We start from the raw sequence: 18,949 nt of genomic DNA, 5'->3' as shown, positions 1-18,949 counted from the left end.
CACGCCGCTCGGCAATGGCGCACAAGAACAAAAGGAACGAGCCATGCATATCGGATTCATCGGGTTAGGCAACATGGGCGCACCGATGGCGCGCAACCTGCTCAAGGCCGGCTACGCGCTCAGCGTGTTCGACCTCAACGACGCCGCAGTGCGCGAGCTGGTTCAAGCGGGTGGGCTGCCAGCCGAATCGCCGGGCGCCATCGCCCGCGGCAACGCTGACGTCATCATCACCATGCTGCCCGCCGCGCCTCACGTGCGCAGCGTCTACCTGGGCGACGACGGACTGATCCAGAACGTGCGCCCCGACGTCCTGCTGATCGACAGCTCGACCATCGACCCGCACAGCGCCCGCGACGTCGCCGCGGTGGCCGCCCAGCACGGCAACCCGATGCTCGATGCGCCGGTCTCCGGCGGCACCGGCGGCGCGGCCGCCGGCACCCTGACCTTCATGGTCGGCGGCAGCACGGCGGACTTCGCGCGCGCCCGGCCGATACTCGAGGCCATGGGCAAGAACATCATCCACTGCGGCGATAGCGGAAACGGCCAGGTGGCCAAGGTCGCCAACAACATGCTGCTGGGCATCTCCATGATCGGCGTGGCCGAAGCGATGGCGCTGGGCGTAGCACTGGGCATGGATGCCAAGACTCTGGCGGGGGTGATCAATACCTCCAGCGGTCGCTGCTGGAGTTCGGACACCTACAACCCGTTCCCTGGCGTGCTGGACAACGTGCCGGCTTCGCGCGGCTACAGTGGCGGCTTCGGCACCGACCTGATGCTCAAGGACCTGGGTCTGGCCACCGAAGCCGCCAAGCAGGCGCGCCAACCAGTGATTCTCGGCGCGCTGGCCCAGCAGCTCTACCAGGCCTTCAGTGCACAGGGCCACGGCGGCCTGGACTTCTCCGCGATCATCCATCAGTACCGCAAGGATTCCATCCATGAGTGAAACCGAACGCCCCGTGCTGGCGGCCGTGCGCAACCACATCGGCCACCTCACCCTCAACCGCCCGGCCGGGCTCAACGCAGTGAACCTGGAGATGGTGCGCCTGCTCGACCAGCAGTTGCGTGCGTGGGCGGTCGATCCGGCAATTCACGCCGTGGTGCTGCGCGCCAACGGCGAGAAGGCCTTCTGCGCCGGCGGCGACATCCGCTCGCTGTACGACAGCTTCAAGCGCGGCGATACCGAGCACGAGACCTTCTTCGAGGAGGAATATGCCCTCGACCAGTACATCCACGCCTACCCCAAGCCGCTGCTGGCGCTGATGGACGGCTTCGTCCTCGGCGGCGGCATGGGCCTGGTGCAAGGCGCTGCGCTGCGGGTGATCACCGAACGGGTGCGCATGGGCATGCCAGAAGTCGGCATCGGCTATTTCCCGGATGTCGGCGGCAGCTATTTCCTCTCGCGTCTGCCCGGTGAGCTGGGCACCTATATGGGCGTGACCGGCCTGCCGATCCGCGCGGCCGACGCGCTGCATGCCGGCCTGGCCGACTGGTGCATCAGTCACGAGCAGATCGCCGAGCTGGATCGCTGCCTCGATCACATGAGCTGGAGCATCCATGCACAGGAGGCGCTGCGCACGCTGGTGGCGACCCTTGGCACCAACCGCCTGCCCGGCTCCGAGCTGAAGGCCCTGCACCAGGCCATCGACGAGCATTTCGGCCAGCACGACGTAGCGGCCATTCGCGCTTCGCTGGCCGCCGAAACCCGCAGCGAGTTCAGCGATTGGGCCGAGGAAACCCTCAAGGTGCTCGACAGCCGCTCGCCGCTGGCGATGTGCGTCACGCGGGAGATGCTGCGTCGTGGTCGCAACCTGCCGCTGGCCGAGTGCTTCGCCCTGGAACTGCATCTGGATCGCCAGTGGTTCGCCCAGGGCGACATCATGGAAGGCGTGCGCGCGCTGATCATCGATAAGGACAAGTCGCCACGCTGGAATCCGCCGACGCTGGCCGAAGTCACCCCCGAGCGGGTACAGGCATTTTTCGCCGGCTTCAAGATCGTCTCCGGCAAAACCCGACGCAGCGCCACGGCCTGAGCACCGGCACGCCAACGACAAGAAGGACCGCGCTATGCATGACCTCGAACTCAGCGAAGACCAACGCATGATCCGCGACATGGCACGCAACTTCGCCCGCCGCGAGATCGCGCCTCACGCGCAGGCCTGGGAGAAGGCCGGCTGGATCGACGACACGCTGGTGGCGCAGATGGGCGAGCTGGGCCTGCTGGGCATGGTCGTCCCGGAGCAATGGGGCGGCAGCTATATCGACTACGTGGCGTACGCCCTGGCCGTGGAGGAAATCTCCGCCGGCGACGGCGCCACCGGCGCGCTGATGAGCATCCACAACTCGGTCGGCTGCGGCCCCCTGCTCAACTACGGCTCGCAGGCGCAGAAGGACGAGTGGCTGGCGGAGCTCGCCAGCGGCCGCGCCATTGGCTGCTTCGCCCTCACCGAACCGCAGGCCGGTTCGGAAGCGCACAACCTGCGTACCCGCGCCGAGCTGGTCGACGACCATTGGGTGCTCAACGGCAGCAAGCAGTTCTGCAGCAACGCCAAGCGGGCGAAGTTGGCCATCGTCTTCGCGGTGACCGATCCGGACCTCGGCAAGAAGGGTCTTTCCGCGTTTCTGGTGCCCACCGATACACCCGGCTTTGCGGTGGAGCGCAGCGAACACAAGATGGGCATTCGCGCCTCGGACACCTGCGCGGTCTCGCTCAGCGACTGCCGAATCCCGGAGGCAAACCTGCTGGGCGAACGCGGCAAGGGCCTGGCCATCGCGCTGTCGAACCTGGAAGGCGGCCGCATCGGCATCGCCGCGCAGGCGCTGGGCATCGCCCGCGCCGCGTTCGAGGCCGCGTTGCGCTATGCCCGCGAGCGCGTGCAGTTCGGCAAGCCGATCGCCGAGCACCAGAGCATCGCCAACATGCTCGCCGACATGCAGACCCAGCTGAACGCCGCGCGCCTGCTGATCCTGCATGCCGCGCGACTGAAAAGCGCCGGCCTGCCGTGCCTGTCCGAGGCGTCACAGGCCAAGCTGTTCGCCTCGGAGATGGCCGAGAAGGTCTGCTCGCAGGCGGTGCAGATTCACGGCGGCTACGGCTACCTGGAGGACTACCCGGTCGAACGCTATTACCGCGATGCGCGCATCACGCAGATTTACGAAGGTTCCAGCGAGATCCAGCGCTTGCTGATCGCCCGCGAGCTGGCCCACTACCCCCTGTAATCCGCACGGAAACGCGAAGGCCCGCCCTCGCCCCTTCATTCACTGGAACGTGAATGAAGGGGCGAAAGGCGGGCCTTTTTCAGCCGTTGCTTCCGGTCAGGCGGACAGTTCCACCAATAGCTTGTTCAGGCGCTGCACGTAGGCAGCCGGATCCTTCAGGCTGTCGCCGGCGGCCAGCGCGGCCTGGTCGAAGAGGATGTGCGAGAGGTCGGCGAAGCGGTCTTCGTCGGCCTCGGCATCCAGCTTCTCGATCAGCGGGTGCTGCGGGTTGAACTCGAAGATCGGCTTGGCTTCCGGCACCTGCTGCCCACTGGCTTCGAGAATCTGGCGCATCTGCAGGCCCAGATCCTGTTCGCCGATGGCGAGGATCGCCGGCGAATCGGTCAGACGATGGGACACACGCACCTCGGCCACTTCGTCACCGAGCGCACCTTTCAGGCGTTCGATCAGCCCTTCCTTGGCCTTGGCGATTTCTTCCTGGGCCTTCTTGTCTTCTTCGGAGTCCAGTTTGCCGAGGTCCAGATCACCGCGGGCCACATCGACGAACTGCTTGCCGTCGAACTCGGTGAGGTAGCTCATCAGCCACTCGTCGATGCGGTCGGTGAGCAGCAGCACTTCGATGCCCTTCTTGCGGAAGACTTCCAGGTGCGGGCTGTTCTTGACCTGCGCATAGCTTTCGCCGGTGAGGAAGTAGATCTTGTCCTGGCCTTCCTTGACGCGACCGAGGTAGTCGGCGAGCGACACCGACTGCTCGCCGGAGGCGTCGCTGGTGGAGGCGAAGCGCAGCAGGCCGGCAATCTTCTCCTTGTTGGCGAAATCCTCCGCCGGACCTTCCTTGAGCACCTGGCCGAACTGCTTCCAGAAGCTCTGGTAGTCCTCGGGCTTGTCCTTGGCGAGCTTCTCCAGCATGTCCAGCACACGCTTGGTCAGCGCGGATTTCATGCTGTCGATCACCGGGTCCTTCTGCAGGATTTCGCGCGAGACGTTCAGCGACAGGTCGTTGGAGTCGACCACACCCTTGATGAAGCGCAGGTACAGCGGCAGGAACTCGTCGGCCTGGTCCATGATGAACACGCGCTGCACATACAGCTTGAGGCCCTTGGGCGCTTCGCGATGGTACAGATCGAACGGCGCGCGACCTGGCACGTAGAGCAGCGAGGTGTATTCCAGCTTGCCTTCGACTTTGTTGTGGCTCCAGGCCAGCGGGTTCTCGAAGTCATGGGCGACGTGCTTGTAGAACTCCTGATATTCCTCGTCCTTCACGTCGCTGCGCGGACGGGTCCACAGGGCGCTGGCGCGGTTGACGGTTTCCCACTCGGGTTCGGTCGGCTTGTCCTTCTCCTCGCCATGGAATTCTTTCGGCAGTTCGATGGGCAGCGCGATGTGGTCGGAGTATTTCTTGACGATGTTGCGCAGGCGCCAGCCATCGGCGAACTCTTCCTCGCCCTTCTTCAGGTGCAGGACGATGCGGGTGCCGCGCTCGGCTTTGTCGATGGTGGCAACTTCGAATTCGCCCTCACCCTGCGAGGACCAGTGCACGCCCTCGCTCGCCGGTGTTCCGGCGCGGCGGCTGTAGACATCGACCTTGTCGGCGACGATGAAAGCCGAGTAGAAGCCGACACCGAACTGGCCGATCAGATGCGAATCTTTCTTCTGGTCGCCGGAGAGGTTCTTCAGGAAGTCAGCGGTACCGGATTTGGCGATGGTGCCCAGATGGGCGATGACGTCCTCGCGGTTCATGCCGATGCCGTTGTCCTCGAGGGTCACGGTCTTGGCATCCTTGTCGAACGACAGGCGGATCTTCAGCTCGGCGCCGCCTTCGAGCAGCTCGGGCTTGGCCAGCGCCTCGAAGCGCAGCTTGTCGGCCGCGTCGGAGGCGTTGGAGATCAGTTCGCGGAGGAAGATTTCCTTGTTCGAGTACAGCGAATGGATCATCAGGTGAAGCAGCTGCTTCACTTCGGTCTGGAAGCCCAGAGTTTCTTTTTGAGTCTCCACACTCATCGGTCACACACTCCACATCGTCGATTGGCACGGGCCGCGGCTGCGGCAGTGTCAGGCAGATGGGGTTCGAGTGACGGATTTCAAGGGTGGCGGCCGCCGCGCAGGCGTGCAACGGCCGAGTGGTTCACCGGGCAGCGTTTACGGTTCGAGGAGTTCCAGCAGGACGATCTCGCCCGGTGCCAGGTTGTAGTAAGCCTCGCCGGGACCGCTGATGACCCGGCGGATACGCAGGTTGCCGTCCTTGTCGAGCCCGGCGAAACGCCCTTCCGCAAGGCCTCCTCGCTCGGTGTGCGCGCGCACCAGCAGATGCTCGTAACGGCCTGGGTTTTGCAGCAGCCGCTCCAGCGAGAAGCGTGGCCGACGGTCGAGGTTGCTGGTCGGCGCTACGGCAACCGGCTGCGCCTCGGCCGCGCGCGGTTTCGCCTCGGGCTGCGACTCGACGGCCAGCGGCGGGTAATCGTCGCCATCCACTGCCCAGCCCTGCGCGGTCGTGAGCAGCACCAGCGGTTGCTCGGCCGCTTCACCGGCGATCTGCCCACGCACCGTCACCTCCAGCCGGGTGGCCGGGAGCTTGACGTCGTCCAGCGGCGCCAGCTCGACATCGCGGGTACGGTGGCGACGTTGCAGGTAGTCGCGTACGACATAGGCCAGCGTATCGGCGGAGTCGTGCCGGCGGTCGACAGCACCGTCGCGAAAGCGCAGGTGGCTGCTGTAAAGCTCGACCTTGCCGCTCAGGCTGGTCGCAAAGTGCGGCGGCATGACCAGATGAAAATCCCCGCGCAGCCGGTTGGGCGCCTCCGGCACCAGATTGAGATGCAGGGTATAGCCGCGCGTGATGCGCCGAGACTCGGGCAGTTCACGCCCCGGCTCCAGCCATGAAAGATGGACCACCGGCAGCGCGCCTTCATCGTCCGGCAGCACATCCAACGCCAGTGCCCCGCTGACCGCTGCGGGCAGATGGATGCTGACTTCCTGCTGGGCAAAGAACTCCGTGCCGGCACGCAACGTCAGCACGCCGTCGATCAGCTCACCATATTGCGGCTTGAAGGTGCGGCCGTTCAGCTGGCCGCGCAGCTCGGTGTCCAGTTCGGGCTTCACCTCCCGCGGCAGCCACTGCAGGCTGAAGATCGCCGTCAGCCGCTCCGGATCGCGCGCGGCCAGCAAGGAAAGGCCGACGATCGTCGGGATGAAACCCAGCCCGATGACCAGCATGGCCTTGCGCGCCACGTTCCAGTGGCGCACCACATATGCCAGGGTGATAGGCGGCAGCAGACTGCCGATGCCCCAGAACAGGCTGGTCGCGAAAGCGAGGCTTACCAGCCAGACGAGCCCGACGAGGGTCAACAGCACACCGCCGAGAATCAACAACGCATCCATTCACAATCCTTGAATCACACGTGGGTGGTCGCCAGCCGGCCGCCCCATGTGCGAACGTCAGGGTTCGTCGATCTTGAAATGGCAGCGTGCGGTGGCGATGGGTTCAGCCTGAGTGGTCTGCCAGGCAGTGATCGCGACGTTGGCGACCCTGCGGCCCTGGCGCCAGACCTGGCAGGCAGCGAAGGTGTCACGATAGTGACCGGCCCGCAGATAATCTATCGAGAAGTCGATGATTTTCGGCAAATGCGGAGCGCCCATGAACATCAGCAGATGCAGCATCGCGGCGTGTTCCATGAAGCCCGCGATGACGCCGCCGTGAATCGCCGGCAGCATCGGATTGCCGATGTTGTCTTCGTTCTGCGGCAGGCGGAACACCATGTCGTCGCCCAGGCGCAGACACTCGATGCCGATCAGGCGTGCGTAGGGCACCAGATTGATCAGCGGGTCGTAATCGTTGCTGGCATGCGCCTGACGGACCAGCTCGTTGAAGTTCATCTTGCTCATGCCTGCGTGCCCTTCCCGCCTGCCGGCTGCGTGCCCTTACCCATACGCATGAAAGCACCGACCACATGGGCGATCGGTTCGTTGATATCGCGCTGGTAGGCGACGCCGCGGGTGAAGATCACCGTGGGGGTCACTCGATAGCACTCGGCGAAGCCGAACACATCGTGCCCCGGTTCGGCCGGATGCATGTAGTCGATACGCAGGTCGAGCGTCGGACAGACCTCCAGCTCGGGCAAGGCGCAGGCCGTGGAGATGCCGCAGGTGGTATCCATCAACGTGGTGATCGCGCCGCCGTGAATGCCGCCGGTTTCGGGATTGCCGATCAGCTTTTCACTGTACGGCAGGCGCAGGGTCAGTCCGCTGCGGTCGGCATGTTCAACGCTCAGGCCCAGCACCTGGCAGTGCCGCAGCAGGGAAAGAAAACGCTGGGTACGTTCGAGAATCTGGCTATCGCTCATCTGCACGCTCGGATGATCAATCGAGCCGGGCATCATAGCGGCTCGCCAGTACCTGCCCTACTCCTTGAGCGAATCGCTGATGGAAGTTGGCGTGAACACCATGACCCTGAGCACGTCGGAGTGGAACTCCCGACGATAGAGCACCAGGACCACACCCGTGGTGACCGCCATGAAGAACCACGGGTGGATGAACCAGGCCAGCGTCGCCATGCCGAAGTAGTAGGCGCGCAGACCGAAGTTGAACTGGTTGGCCGCCATCGAGAGTACACGCGCCGCGCGCTGGCCGAACGCCTTGCGCTCGTGATCGCTGACGTTGCGCTCACCGGCCATCGGCGCGGAAGCCACCAGCACCGCCGCGAAGTTGTACTGGCGCATGCACCAGCTGAAGGTGAAGAAAGCGTAGACGAACACCACCGCCAGCCCCAGCAGCTTGATTTCCGAGAGGCCGCGACTGACCGGCTGGGCGAAGGGCAGATCCGCCAGCAGCGAGACCGCGCGATCGGAAGCACCCAGCGCGGTGAGCACACCGGCGAGGATGATCAGCGTACTGGAGGCGAAGAACGAGGCATTGCGCTCGAGATTGCCGATCACGTTGGCATCGGCAATGCGGTTGTCGCGCAACAGCAGGCGCTGCATCCAGTCCTGGCGGTACAAATGCAGCACACTAGCCAGGCAGGCGGTGTCGCGGCCGCGCCAGGTGGCATAGCGGGTATAGCCAACCCAGCAAATGATGAACCAGACAACCGCGACTACATGCGGCAGAAGATGATCGGCAAACATCATGGGCAGCCCCTCGTGAACTGCGCCGGATTATAGCGAGGTCGCATGATCGCCAGCACCCGTGCGCGGTAGCGAGGAGCCACCCGTGCGCTCATACCTGCCGATGCTTGCCGAGCAGACGATCGACCAGCGCGGCAACGATGAGGGTCACCAAGGCCGGCACCAGCCAGCCCATGCTCTGCGCGGCCAGCGGCAGCGCGCCGAACCAGGCGGGAACCAGCTGGGTGAAACCAGCCGCAGCCAGCCCGTCGGTCACACCAAAAATCAGCGTCACCGCCATCACCGGCCGGAACACCCGCGCCTGCGAGACCCAGAGCCGATCGAGCAGACTCAGCGCGATCAACACGATGGCCAGCGGATACAGACCTACCAGCACCGGTACCGAAACGCTGATCAGCTGGGTAAGACCCTGGTTGGCCACCAGCAGGCTGAACAGGCTGAACACAATCACCACGTTGCGGTACGAAACCGGCAGCAGCGCGCTGAAGAACTCACCGCAAGCGGCCGTCAGGCCAACTGCCGTGGTCAGGCAGGCCAACGTGATAACCACGGCCAGCAACATGCTGCCCATCGTACCGAAGGTGTGCTGGACGTAGCTGGTCAGGATCTGCACGCCATTTTGCGCGTCCCCGGCGATACCCTGGCTGGTGGCCCCGAGGTAGAACAGCGACAGGTAGACCAGCGACAGGCCGATCGCTGCAATCACGCCGGCCGTCATCGAGTACCGAGTCACCAGTGTCGCGTCGCTCACGCCCTTGTCGCGGATCGCAGTGGCAATGACGATACCGAAGACCAGCGCGCCGAGCGTATCCATCGTCAGGTAGCCTTCGAGAAAGCCCTTGATCATCGGACTGGCACGATAGCTCTCGGCGGCGCTGCCGATTTCACCTGCCGGCAGAAACAGCGCAGCTCCACCGAGTACCAGCAGCGCCGCCAGCAGCACGGGCGTGATGATCTTGCCGACACTGTCGACCAGACGCCCGGGGTTCAGTACCAGGAACAGCACAGCGGTGAAGAACAGCGCGGTGTAGACCAGCAGCGGCGCCGCCGTATTGCCGGTGAACGGCGCGATGCCCATCTCGAACGACACCACGGCCGTGCGCGGGGTGGCGAACAGCGGACCGATTGCCAGGTACACCGCGATCGCCAGCAACGTACCGGCGCCCCGGCCGAGCGGCGCGGTGAGCCGGTCCATGCCGCCGCCCACGCGAGCGAGTGCCACGACCGTCAACAGCGGCAGCCCTACGCCGGTGAACAAGAAGCCTAGCGCCGCCTGCCAGATGAATTCACCAGCGGCCATACCAGCGCTGGGCGGGAAGATGATATTGCCGGCGCCAAGGAACAGCGCGAATGTCATGAAGCCAAGGGCCAGCAGATCGAAGCCTTTCAAACGATTCATGCGAAACAACTACCGGAAAGGATGTGGCCATCGAGAACAGCAATGCCGCCAGAACCTGAAGAGGCACCGGCATTCTGATCGCAACGGCGGAAATGGATTGGGAAGTCTCCGTGAGTTTGGAAATCGGATCTCGGCCTGATTGGGTCGGTCCATTGTTGCGCGCCGGCATCTCTCGTGAAGACAGCAGACGACGCTGAGGGCGGCAATGATGCCATTGTCCTGCCATGTATGCCGAGGCAAACCGTCGGTTCAGGCGTAGAAAACGCAAAGGCCACCGCGGGGGTGGCCTTCGACAAGCATCAGAGCGATCAGGCGCCCTTCATGCTCCAACCGGTGACCTCGGCAAGCGCTTTGCCAATGTCCGCCAGCGAGCGCACGGTCTTCACACCGGCGTCCTGCAGGGCGGCGAACTTCTCATCAGCCGTCCCCTTGCCGCCGGAAATGATCGCACCTGCGTGGCCCATACGCTTGCCCGCCGGGGCGGTGACGCCCGCGATGTAGGACACCACCGGTTTGGTGACGTTGGCCTTGATGAACGCGGCGGCCTCTTCTTCGGCCGAACCGCCGATTTCGCCGATCATGACGATGGCTTCGGTCTGCGGATCGTTCTGGAACAGGGTCAGAATATCAATGAACGTCGAACCCGGAATCGGGTCGCCACCGATACCGACGCAGGTGGACTGGCCGAAACCGGCGTCCGTCGTCTGCTTGACCGCTTCATAAGTCAGCGTGCCGGAACGGGAAACGATGCCAACCTTGCCCGGCTGGTGGATATGACCGGGCTGGATACCGATCTTGCACTCGCCGGGAGTGATCACGCCCGGGCAGTTCGGCCCGATCAGGCGCACGCCCAGTTCATCGCACTTGATCTTCACTTCGAGCATGTCCAGCGTCGGAATGCCCTCGGTGATGCAGACGATCAGCTTGATACCACCAAAAGCGGCCTCAAGGATCGAATCCTTGCAGAACGGCGCCGGCACGTAGATCACCGAAGCATCGGCACCCGTCGCTTCGACCGCTTCCTTGACCGTATTGAACACCGGCAGGCCGAGATGCAGCGTGCCGCCCTTGCCGGGCGTTACGCCACCGACCATCTGTGTGCCATAGGCAATCGCCTGCTCGGAATGGAAGGTACCCTGCGAGCCGGTAAAACCCTGGCAGATCACTTTGGTGTTCTTGTTGATCAGCACGCTCATTACTTGCCCTCCGCGGCTTTGACAACCTGAATGGCCGCATCGGTCAGGCTTTGCGCACCGATGATGTTCAGCCCGCTTTCGCTCAGCATCTTGGCGCCCAGGTCGGCATTATTGCCCTCCAGCCGCACCACTACCGGTACCTGCACGCCAACTTCGCGCACCGCACCGATGATGCCTTCGGCGATCATGTCGCAACGCACGATGCCACCGAAGATATTCACCAGCACCGCGGCGACATTGCTGTCGGAGAGGATAATCTTGAACGCCTCGGTAACGCGCTCCTCGGTGGCGCCGCCGCCGACGTCGAGGAAATTGGCCGGCTTGCCGCCGTGCAGGTTGACGATATCCATCGTGCCCATCGCCAGCCCCGCACCGTTGACCATGCAACCGATGTTGCCGTCCAGAGCGACGTAGTTGAGCTCCCACTTGGCGGCGTGCGCCTCGCGCGGGTCATCCTGCGACGGGTCGGCCATGTCGCGCAGCTTCGGCTGGCGATAGATAGCGTTGCTGTCGATGTTGATCTTGGCGTCCAGGCAATGCAGGTTGCCGTCCTTCTTGATCACCAGCGGATTCACTTCCAGCAGCGCAAGGTCGTAATCCTTGAACAGCTGCGCCAGGCCGACGAAGATGTGCACGAACTGTTTGACCTGATCGCCTTTCAACCCTAGCTGGAACGCCAGTTCACGCGCTTGGAACGGCTGCGCGCCTACCAGCGGATCGATGGTCGCCTTGAGAATCTTTTCCGGGGTGTCATGCGCGACCTTCTCGATATCCACACCGCCTTCGGTGGACGCCATGAACACGATGCGCCGGCTGGCACGATCGACGACCGCGCCCAGGTAGAGTTCCTTGTCGATATCCGTGCAGGCTTCGACGAGGATCTTGCTGACCGGCTGCCCGTTGGCATCGGTCTGATAGGTTACCAGTCGCTTGTCTAGCCATTGCTGGGCAAAAGCTCGGGCCTCGTCCTTGCTGCGAACCAGCTTGACGCCGCCAGCCTTGCCGCGACCGCCGGCATGGACCTGTGCCTTGACTACCCACTCGGTGCCACCGATCTTGTCGCAGGCCTCGGCAGCCTCTTTCGGGCTATCAACCGCATAGCCCTTGGAAACCGGTAGACCATATTCAGCGAACAGCTGCTTACCTTGGTACTCGTGAAGATTCATGCTTCTTACCGTTGTTTTAGGTACTGCATTCAAGCAGGGCCCCTGACGCACCCTGCCCCCTCCAACGCAAGTTCCTGAAAACTATTCGAGATACCTTTCAGGAACCTGTATTGACCGAAAAGCATTCTACTTTAGTCAAAGAAAAGCCCGGCGTGTTCCTAGGAACAGGCCGGGCTTTTTTTTCACAAAAAGCGTTTAGCGCTTTTTGCGATTGGCGATGTGAATGGCATGGCCATTGACCGCCAGAGCTGCTTCATGCAGCGCTTCGGACATCGTCGGGTGCGAGAACACCATCATGCCCAGGTCTTCGGCACTGGTACCGAACTCCATGCCGATGGCGCCCTGCTGGACCAGTTCGGCAGCGCTCGGCCCCATTACATGGACGCCCAGTACGCGATCGGTCTTGGCATCGGCGATGACCTTGACCAGACCTGCGGTGTCGTTGGCCGCCATCGCACGACCGCTGGCCGCGAACGGGAACACACCCACGTTCACTTCGACGCCCTCGGCCTTCAGAGCCTGCTCGCTCTTGCCGACCCAAGCGATCTCCGGGTGGGTGTAGATGACCGACGGAATCAGATCGTAGTTCATCTGGGTCTTGTGACCGGCGATGCGCTCGGCAACCATCACGCCCTCTTCGGACGCTTTGTGCGCCAACATCGCGCCGCGTACCACGTCACCGATCGCATAGACGCCCGGAACGCTGGTAGCGCACTGGTCGTTAACGAAGATGAAGCCACGCTCGTCCATGTCGACACCCGCATCGGCAGCCAACAGATCGGTAGTAACCGGGCGGCGACCAACAGCAACGATGAGCTTGTCGAACGTCATCTGCTGCTCGCCTTCGGCGCTGGTGAAGCTGACGGTGACCTGATCACCGGACACCTGCGAACCGGTCAAACGCGCACCCAGCAGAATCTTCAGCCCCTGCTTGGTCAGGACCTTGAAGGCTTCCTTGGCGATCTGCTCGTCGGCGGCCGGCAGGAACTTGTCCATCGCCTCGATTACAGTCACTTCGGCACCCAGACGCGCCCATACCGAACCCAGTTCCAGACCGATAACGCCAGCGCCGATCACGCCCAGCTTCTTCGGCACGCTCTGGAAATCCAGGGCGCCGGTGGAATCGACGATGACCTTCTGGTCGACCGGAGCCGGTGGAATGTTCACCGGAGTGGAACCGGACGCCAGAATGACGTTCTCGGCCGCCAGGGTCTGGACATTGCCGTCCAGCCCGGTCACCTCGACCTGCTTACCGGCCAGCAGCTTGCCGTGGCCTTCGAAGACAGTTACGCCATTGGCTTTCATCAGCGCAGAAACGCCGCCGGTGAGGTTTTTGACGATCTGATCCTTGCGCGCGACCATTGTCGGCACATCCATCGCCACTTCACCGGTGCTGATGCCGTGGACTTTGAAGCTCTCGTGGGCCTCATGGTACTTGTACGAGCTGTCCAGCAGCGCCTTGGAAGGGATGCAACCAACGTTCAGGCAGGTTCCGCCCAGCGCGGTCTTGCCATCCTTGCCCTGATACTTCTCGATACAGGCGGTTTTCAACCCCAGCTGTGCGGCCTTGATAGCGGCCACATAGCCACCGGGGCCAGCCCCGATGACGACTACGTCGAACTTCTGGCTCATTACGAATCCTCTTTCTAAGCAGCAGGCAACGAGCCACAAGCCACAAGCGGGGCTGCTCTTTCAAACAGCGTGCCGCTTGTCGCTTGTAGCCGTTTTTGTCAGATATCCAGCAGCAGGCGAGCCGGATCTTCCAGCAGGTCCTTCATGGTGACCAGGAAGGTAACTGCTTCCTTACCATCGATCAGGCGGTGGTCGTAGGATAGCGCCAGGTACATCATCGGCAGGATGACCACCTGACCATTAACGGCCATCGGACGTTCCTGGATCTTGTGCATACCGAGAATAGCGGTTTGCGGCGGGTTGACGATCGGCGTGGAAAGCAGCGAACCGAAGACACCACCGTTGGAAATGGTGAAGGTACCGCCAGTCATTTCTTCGATGGTCAGCTTGCCCGCCTTGGCCTTCTTGCCGAAGTTGTTGATGCCGCCTTCGATCTCGGCCAGCGTCATGTGCTCAGCGTTGCGCAGGACCGGCACCACTAGGCCACGATCGCTAGACACGGCAACGCCGATGTCCTGGTAGCCGTGGTAGACGATGTCGTTGCCATCGATCGAAGCGTTGACGCCGGGCTGACGCTTGAGCGCCTCCACCGCAGCCTTGACGAAGAAGGACATGAAACCCAGGCGAACACCGTTGTGGGTCTTCTCGAACAGGTCCTTGTACTTGGCGCGCAGCTCCATGATCGGCTTCATGTTGACTTCGTTGAACGTGGTCAGCATGGCCATCGACGATTGAGCTTCGACCAGACGCTCGGCAACCTTGGCACGCAGGCGGGTCATCGGCACGCGCTTCTCGACGCGATCCCCGGCAGCAAAAATCGGTGCGGCGGCAGCCGGAGCAGCGGGTTTGGCGGCAGCGGCCGGAGCGGATTTCTTGGCCTCGACGGCAGCAACCACATCTTCCTTGGTCACGCGACCATCCTTGCCGGTGCCGCGGATGCTGTTCGGATCGATGCCATTCTCTTCGGCCAGCTTGCGCGCGGCCGGAGCCAGGATCGGCTCTTCGCTGGCAACGGCCGGAGCAGCGGCTGCCGCAGGCGTCTGAGCCGGGGCAGCCGCAGCTGTCGGCGCCGCAGCAGTGGCACCTGCTTCCAGCTTGCCGAGCAGCTCGCCGCTGAGAACGGTGTCGCCCTCGTTCTTGACGATTTCGACGAGAACGCCGTCAGCCTCGGCCAGTACTTCCATGACCACCTTGTCGGTTTCGATGTCGACGATCAGCTCGTCGCGCTTGACCGCCTCACCCGGCTGCTTGTGCCAGGTTGCCACGGTGCCGTCGGCAACCGATTCCGGGAAGGTAGGGGCTTTGATCTCGATAGCCATTATCAGGAGTCCTATTTGATTCGATTTCTGCGTCGAGGCCGCGTTCGTGCGCGGCCTCTCGCAATAGCATGATTAAACGGTGAAGGCGTCCTGCAGGAGCTTTTCCTGCTGCTCGGCATGCATTGACGCATAACCGACCGCCGGAGCCGCGGATGCATCACGACCAGCGTATTGCAGGAACAGTTCCTTCTTGTGAGCAGTCGCGACGCGACGCATATGGTGCTGGCTGCAGTACCACGCGCCCTGGTTCATCGGCTCTTCCTGACACCAGATGATGTGCTTGACGTTCTGATAAGGTGCCAGCACCTCGGCGAGGTCCTCCTCAGGGAAGGGATAGAGCTGCTCGATACGCACGATGGCAATATCGTCGCGACCTTCGTTGCGGCGCTTTTCCAGAAGATCGTAGTAGACCTTGCCGCTGCACATGATCACGCGCTCGACCTTCGCCGCTTCGATCGGATCGATCTCCGGGATAACGGTCTGGAACGAACCCTCGGTAAGCTCCTCCAGCGTCGAGATAGCGAGCTTGTGACGCAACAGCGACTTCGGCGTCAGGGCAACCAGCGGCTTGCGCAGCGGACGAATCGCCTGCCGACGCAGCATGTGATAGACCTGAGCTGGTGTGGTCGGCACGCAGACCTGGATGTTCTGCTCGGCACACAGTTGCAGGTAGCGCTCCAGACGCGCGGAGGAGTGCTCCGGGCCCTGCCCCTCATAACCGTGCGGCAGCAGCATGGTCAGACCGCAGAGACGGCCCCACTTGTGTTCGCCGCTAGTGATGAACTGGTCGATAACGACCTGCGCGCCGTTGGCGAAGTCGCCGAACTGCGCCTCCCAAACCACGAGGGCGTTGGGAGTAGTAGTGGCATATCCGTACTCGAACGCCAGAACCGCTTCCTCGGAAAGGAACGAGTCATACAGATCGAAGCGCGGCTGCCCTTCGTAGAGGTGCTGAAGCGGAATGTAGGTACTGCCGTCTTTCTGATTGTGCAACGCAGCATGGCGATGCGAGAAGGTACCGCGACCGACGTCCTGACCGGAAATACGCACCGGATGGCCTTCGAACAGCAGCGTAGCGTAGGCCATGGTCTCCGCGAAGCCCCAGTTGATGGCCAGCGCGCCCGCTCCCATCTTCTGCCGATCCTCAAGGATCTTCGCAACCTGACGCTGGACAACGAAGCCTTCCGGGACATTCAACAGTTTGCTGGACAGATCCTGCAAGGTCTTCAGATCGAAGCTGGTGTCGTGACGTGCGGTCCACGCATGGCCCAGATATGGACGCCAGTCAACGAAGAGCTCCTTGTTCGGTTCCTTGACCAGGCTCTTGACCACGTGCAGGCCGTTATCCAGCGCGGTGCGATACTCATCGACCTTAGCCTGAACGCGCTCGGCGTCCAGTACATTCGACTGGATGAGCGCATCAGCGTACAGCTCACGAGTGGTGCGCTGCTTAGCGATCTTCTGATACATCAGCGGCTGGGTGCCGCTTGGCTCGTCAGCCTCGTTATGACCGCGACGGCGATAGCAGATCAGATCCAGCACGATATCGCGCTTGAACTGCATCCGATAATCCACAGCGAGCTGGGTAACGAACAGCACCGCCTCGGGGTCGTCTGCGTTAACGTGGAAGATCGGTGCTTGAATCATCTTCGCCACGTCAGTAGCGTACTCGGTTGAACGAGCATCTTCCTGCTTGTTAGTGGTGAAGCCGACCTGGTTGTTGACCACGATGCGAATCGTGCCGCCGGTGCGGTAAGCACGCGTCTGCGACATCTGGAAGGTTTCCATCACCACGCCCTGACCGGCGACAGCGGCATCACCGTGGATGGTTACCGGAAGAACCTTGTCTCCGGCCGGATCACAGCGACGGTCCTGGCGAGCACGCACCGAACCCTCAACCACCGGCGAAACGATTTCCAGGTGCGAGGGGTTGAAAGCCATCGCCAGATGGATCTCGCCACCGGGAGTCATGACGTTGGAAGAGAAGCCCTGGTGATACTTGACATCACCGGAGCTGAGCCCTTCGACCTTCTTGCCTTCGAATTCGTCGAACAGATCGCGCGGATTCTTGCCGAAGGTGTTGACCAGCACGTTGAGACGGCCACGGTGGGCCATACCGATGACGATTTCCTTGGTGCCGTAGGAGCCGGAGCGCTGGATGATTTCGTCCAGCATCGGAATCAGGCTCTCACCACCTTCCAGACCAAAACGCTTGGTCCCCGGATATTTGGTGCCGAGATACTTTTCCAGTCCTTCGGCGGCTGTCAGACGCTCCAGTAGATGACTCTTGATTTCCGGCGAGAAATCCGGACGGCCACGTACGCTTTCGACGCGCTGGATGAACCAGTTGCGCTGCTCGGAATCGACGATATGGGCAAACTCCGCGCCGATGGTGCGGCAATACGTCTCTTGCAACGCTTTCAGGATTTCACGCAAGCTGGCTTCGTCTTTGCCTATCGCCAGATCGCCCGTGCGGAAAACGGTATCCAAATCCGCATCGGTCAGACCATAGTTGGTGATCGCAAGATCAGCGGGAACCGGACGCTGCTGCAGTGCCAGGGGATCAAGCTGCGCCGCTTGATGACCACGCAGCCGATACGCCTGGATCAGCCGCAGAACTTCGACCTGCTTCTTCTCATGCTCGCTGCTGACGCTGCCTGCGGAGACAGGTTGTGCGCGACGCTGGTTCTTCGCCAGCAACACGAAATGATCGCGAATCGTCGAGTGCGACACGTCTGCTGCCGCGCTGCCACCAGAAGGCAACTTCTGGAAATAAGTGCGCCACTCTTCGGGCACTGCGTTGGGGTCGTGCAGGTAGAGCTCATAAAGCTCTTCCACATAGGCAGCGTTACCACCGGATAGGTGGGCGCTGTCCCACATGCGCTGCATTACGCTTTCTTGCATGTCTGGTCACCTTTGATAAGGAGACACCACCAGCGTGGAGACCGCAGCATGACTTCCCAAGTTCTGAAGCAGCGACTCAGGTAAAGCCACTACGGACCGCGCAGATAGTTTCCGGGAACTGCCCCGGATGCTCCTGCTGGTCAACAAATTTTCAGAGTGGAATTCCGGCTTTTTGGGCTGAAATTCCTACTAAAGCTACGGCGCCTGGATATTACTCCGGCGCCGCAGGTACCACAGCAATCGGGTATCGGCCGCTCGCAGCCAGCGAAGCGCTTACGACCGCCCTTCCATCACGTACCGCTCTGCAGCAGCATGTTGCGAATGTGACCAATCGCCCTGGTCGGGTTCAGCCCTTTCGGGCAGACGTCAACGCAGTTCATGATGCCACGGCAACGGAACACGCTGAACGGATCGTCCAGTGCCGCCAGACGCTCTTCGGTTTCCGTATCCCGGCTATCCGCCAGGAAACGATAGGCTTGCAGCGATGCAGCCGGGCCGAGGAACTTGTCCGGGTTCCACCAGAAAGACGGGCAACTGGTCGAGCAGCAAGCGCACAAAATGCACTCGTACAGGCCGTCCAGCTTCTCGCGATCTTCCGGACTCTGCAGACGTTCGATAGCCGGAGGCGGCGTATCGTTCATCAGATAAGGGCGCACCTTCTCGTACTGCTTATAGAAGATGCTCATATCGACCACCAGGTCACGAATGACCGGCAGCCCCGGCAACGGACGAATGACCAACTTGTTGCCCTTCACCACAGCAGACAGCGGGGTGATGCAGGCCAGGCCGTTCTTGCCGTTGATGTTCATGCCGTCGGAGCCACACACACCTTCACGGCAGGAGCGACGATAAGAGAAACCTTGGTCCTGTTCCTTGATCAGAGCCAAGACGTCGAGAACCATCAGGTCTTTCCCATCGGTATTGACCTGAAAATCCTGCATGAACGGCTTTTCGTCCTGATCGGGGTTGTAGCGATAAACACTCACTTGCAACATAT

15 protein-coding genes are annotated in these 18,949 nt (G+C 62.1%); 3 read left to right on the top strand and 12 right to left on the bottom strand.

The genetic code is table 11. From position 1 onward, the window contains the following. Positions 1–43 precede the first annotated feature (43 nt). Genes mmsB through U8L64_RS05385 form a run of 3 tightly spaced genes read left to right on the top strand, consistent with a single transcriptional unit; the run spans position 44 to position 3,216 of the window. A complete protein-coding gene (mmsB, locus tag U8L64_RS05395) occupies positions 44–943 on the top strand; it encodes a 3-hydroxyisobutyrate dehydrogenase (protein ID WP_333394655.1) in 900 nt (299 codons plus the stop codon). Beyond that, the gene (locus U8L64_RS05390; protein ID WP_333394653.1) at positions 936–2,030 is read left to right on the top strand and encodes an enoyl-CoA hydratase/isomerase family protein; all 1,095 of its coding nucleotides are present in this window, start codon (positions 936–938) and stop codon (positions 2,028–2,030) included. The genes mmsB and U8L64_RS05390 overlap by 8 nt, the downstream gene beginning before the upstream one ends. Positions 2,031–2,064: 34 nt before the next feature. After that, complete coding sequence (locus U8L64_RS05385; protein WP_333394651.1) at positions 2,065–3,216, top strand: acyl-CoA dehydrogenase family protein; 1,152 nt, start codon at positions 2,065–2,067, stop codon at positions 3,214–3,216. A gap of 96 nt (positions 3,217–3,312) precedes the next feature. Here U8L64_RS05385 and htpG read toward each other — a convergent pair whose 3' ends face one another. The 12 genes from htpG to U8L64_RS05325 form a co-directional block, all read right to left on the bottom strand. Beyond that, positions 3,313–5,217 (bottom strand): molecular chaperone HtpG, encoded by a 1,905-nt coding sequence (gene htpG, locus U8L64_RS05380; RefSeq protein WP_138299813.1) that lies wholly within the window; start codon positions 5,215–5,217, stop codon positions 3,313–3,315. Between the two features lie 138 nt (positions 5,218–5,355). Next, a complete protein-coding gene (locus U8L64_RS05375; RefSeq protein WP_333394649.1) occupies positions 5,356–6,594 on the bottom strand; it encodes an MFS transporter in 1,239 nt (412 codons plus the stop codon). A gap of 57 nt (positions 6,595–6,651) precedes the next feature. After that, entirely contained in the window at positions 6,652–7,098 is a 447-nt protein-coding gene (locus tag U8L64_RS05370) for a PaaI family thioesterase (RefSeq protein ID WP_008568831.1), read from the bottom strand. Next, positions 7,095–7,556: a PaaI family thioesterase gene (locus U8L64_RS05365; RefSeq protein WP_008568832.1), complete on the bottom strand. Its 462-nt coding sequence runs from the start codon at positions 7,554–7,556 to the stop codon at positions 7,095–7,097. The genes U8L64_RS05370 and U8L64_RS05365 overlap by 4 nt, the downstream gene beginning before the upstream one ends. 57 nt (positions 7,557–7,613) lie before the next feature. Next, a complete protein-coding gene (locus U8L64_RS05360) occupies positions 7,614–8,339 on the bottom strand; it encodes a DUF599 domain-containing protein (RefSeq protein WP_043298418.1) in 726 nt (241 codons plus the stop codon). 88 nt (positions 8,340–8,427) lie between these two features. After that, the gene (brnQ, locus tag U8L64_RS05355) at positions 8,428–9,735 is read right to left on the bottom strand and encodes a branched-chain amino acid transport system II carrier protein (protein WP_077683351.1); all 1,308 of its coding nucleotides are present in this window, start codon (positions 9,733–9,735) and stop codon (positions 8,428–8,430) included. 308 nt (positions 9,736–10,043) lie between these two features. Further along, positions 10,044–10,931 carry a succinate--CoA ligase subunit alpha gene (gene sucD, locus U8L64_RS05350; protein ID WP_008568836.1) on the bottom strand — a complete coding sequence of 296 codons (888 nt, stop codon included), beginning with the start codon at positions 10,929–10,931 and terminating at the stop codon, positions 10,044–10,046. Beyond that, a complete protein-coding gene (sucC, locus tag U8L64_RS05345; RefSeq protein WP_008568838.1) occupies positions 10,931–12,097 on the bottom strand; it encodes an ADP-forming succinate--CoA ligase subunit beta in 1,167 nt (388 codons plus the stop codon). Before sucC ends, sucD begins: the two co-directional genes overlap by 1 nt. Before the next feature lie 195 nt (positions 12,098–12,292). Further along, positions 12,293–13,729, bottom strand: a complete 1,437-nt coding sequence (lpdA, locus tag U8L64_RS05340; RefSeq protein ID WP_054094936.1) for a dihydrolipoyl dehydrogenase — start codon at positions 13,727–13,729, stop codon at positions 12,293–12,295. Positions 13,730–13,827: 98 nt separating this feature from the next. Then, positions 13,828–15,048, bottom strand: a complete 1,221-nt coding sequence (gene odhB / locus U8L64_RS05335; protein WP_054094935.1) for a 2-oxoglutarate dehydrogenase complex dihydrolipoyllysine-residue succinyltransferase — start codon at positions 15,046–15,048, stop codon at positions 13,828–13,830. A 72-nt stretch (positions 15,049–15,120) separates the two neighbouring features. After that, positions 15,121–17,952 carry a 2-oxoglutarate dehydrogenase E1 component gene (locus U8L64_RS05330; protein ID WP_043298410.1) on the bottom strand — a complete coding sequence of 944 codons (2,832 nt, stop codon included), beginning with the start codon at positions 17,950–17,952 and terminating at the stop codon, positions 15,121–15,123. Positions 17,953–18,242: 290 nt separating this feature from the next. After that, positions 18,243–18,947 carry a succinate dehydrogenase iron-sulfur subunit gene (locus U8L64_RS05325; protein ID WP_054094933.1) on the bottom strand — a complete coding sequence of 235 codons (705 nt, stop codon included), beginning with the start codon at positions 18,945–18,947 and terminating at the stop codon, positions 18,243–18,245. Positions 18,948–18,949 lie beyond the last annotated feature (2 nt).

The sequence above is a fragment of the Pseudomonas sp. FIP_A4 genome (assembly GCF_036701605.1).
In the GTDB taxonomy this organism is placed as follows: domain Bacteria; phylum Pseudomonadota; class Gammaproteobacteria; order Pseudomonadales; family Pseudomonadaceae; genus Stutzerimonas; species Stutzerimonas phenolilytica.
The sequence above is the reverse complement of the archived record's forward strand: the minus strand, read 5'-3'. Positions and strand labels throughout refer to the sequence as shown.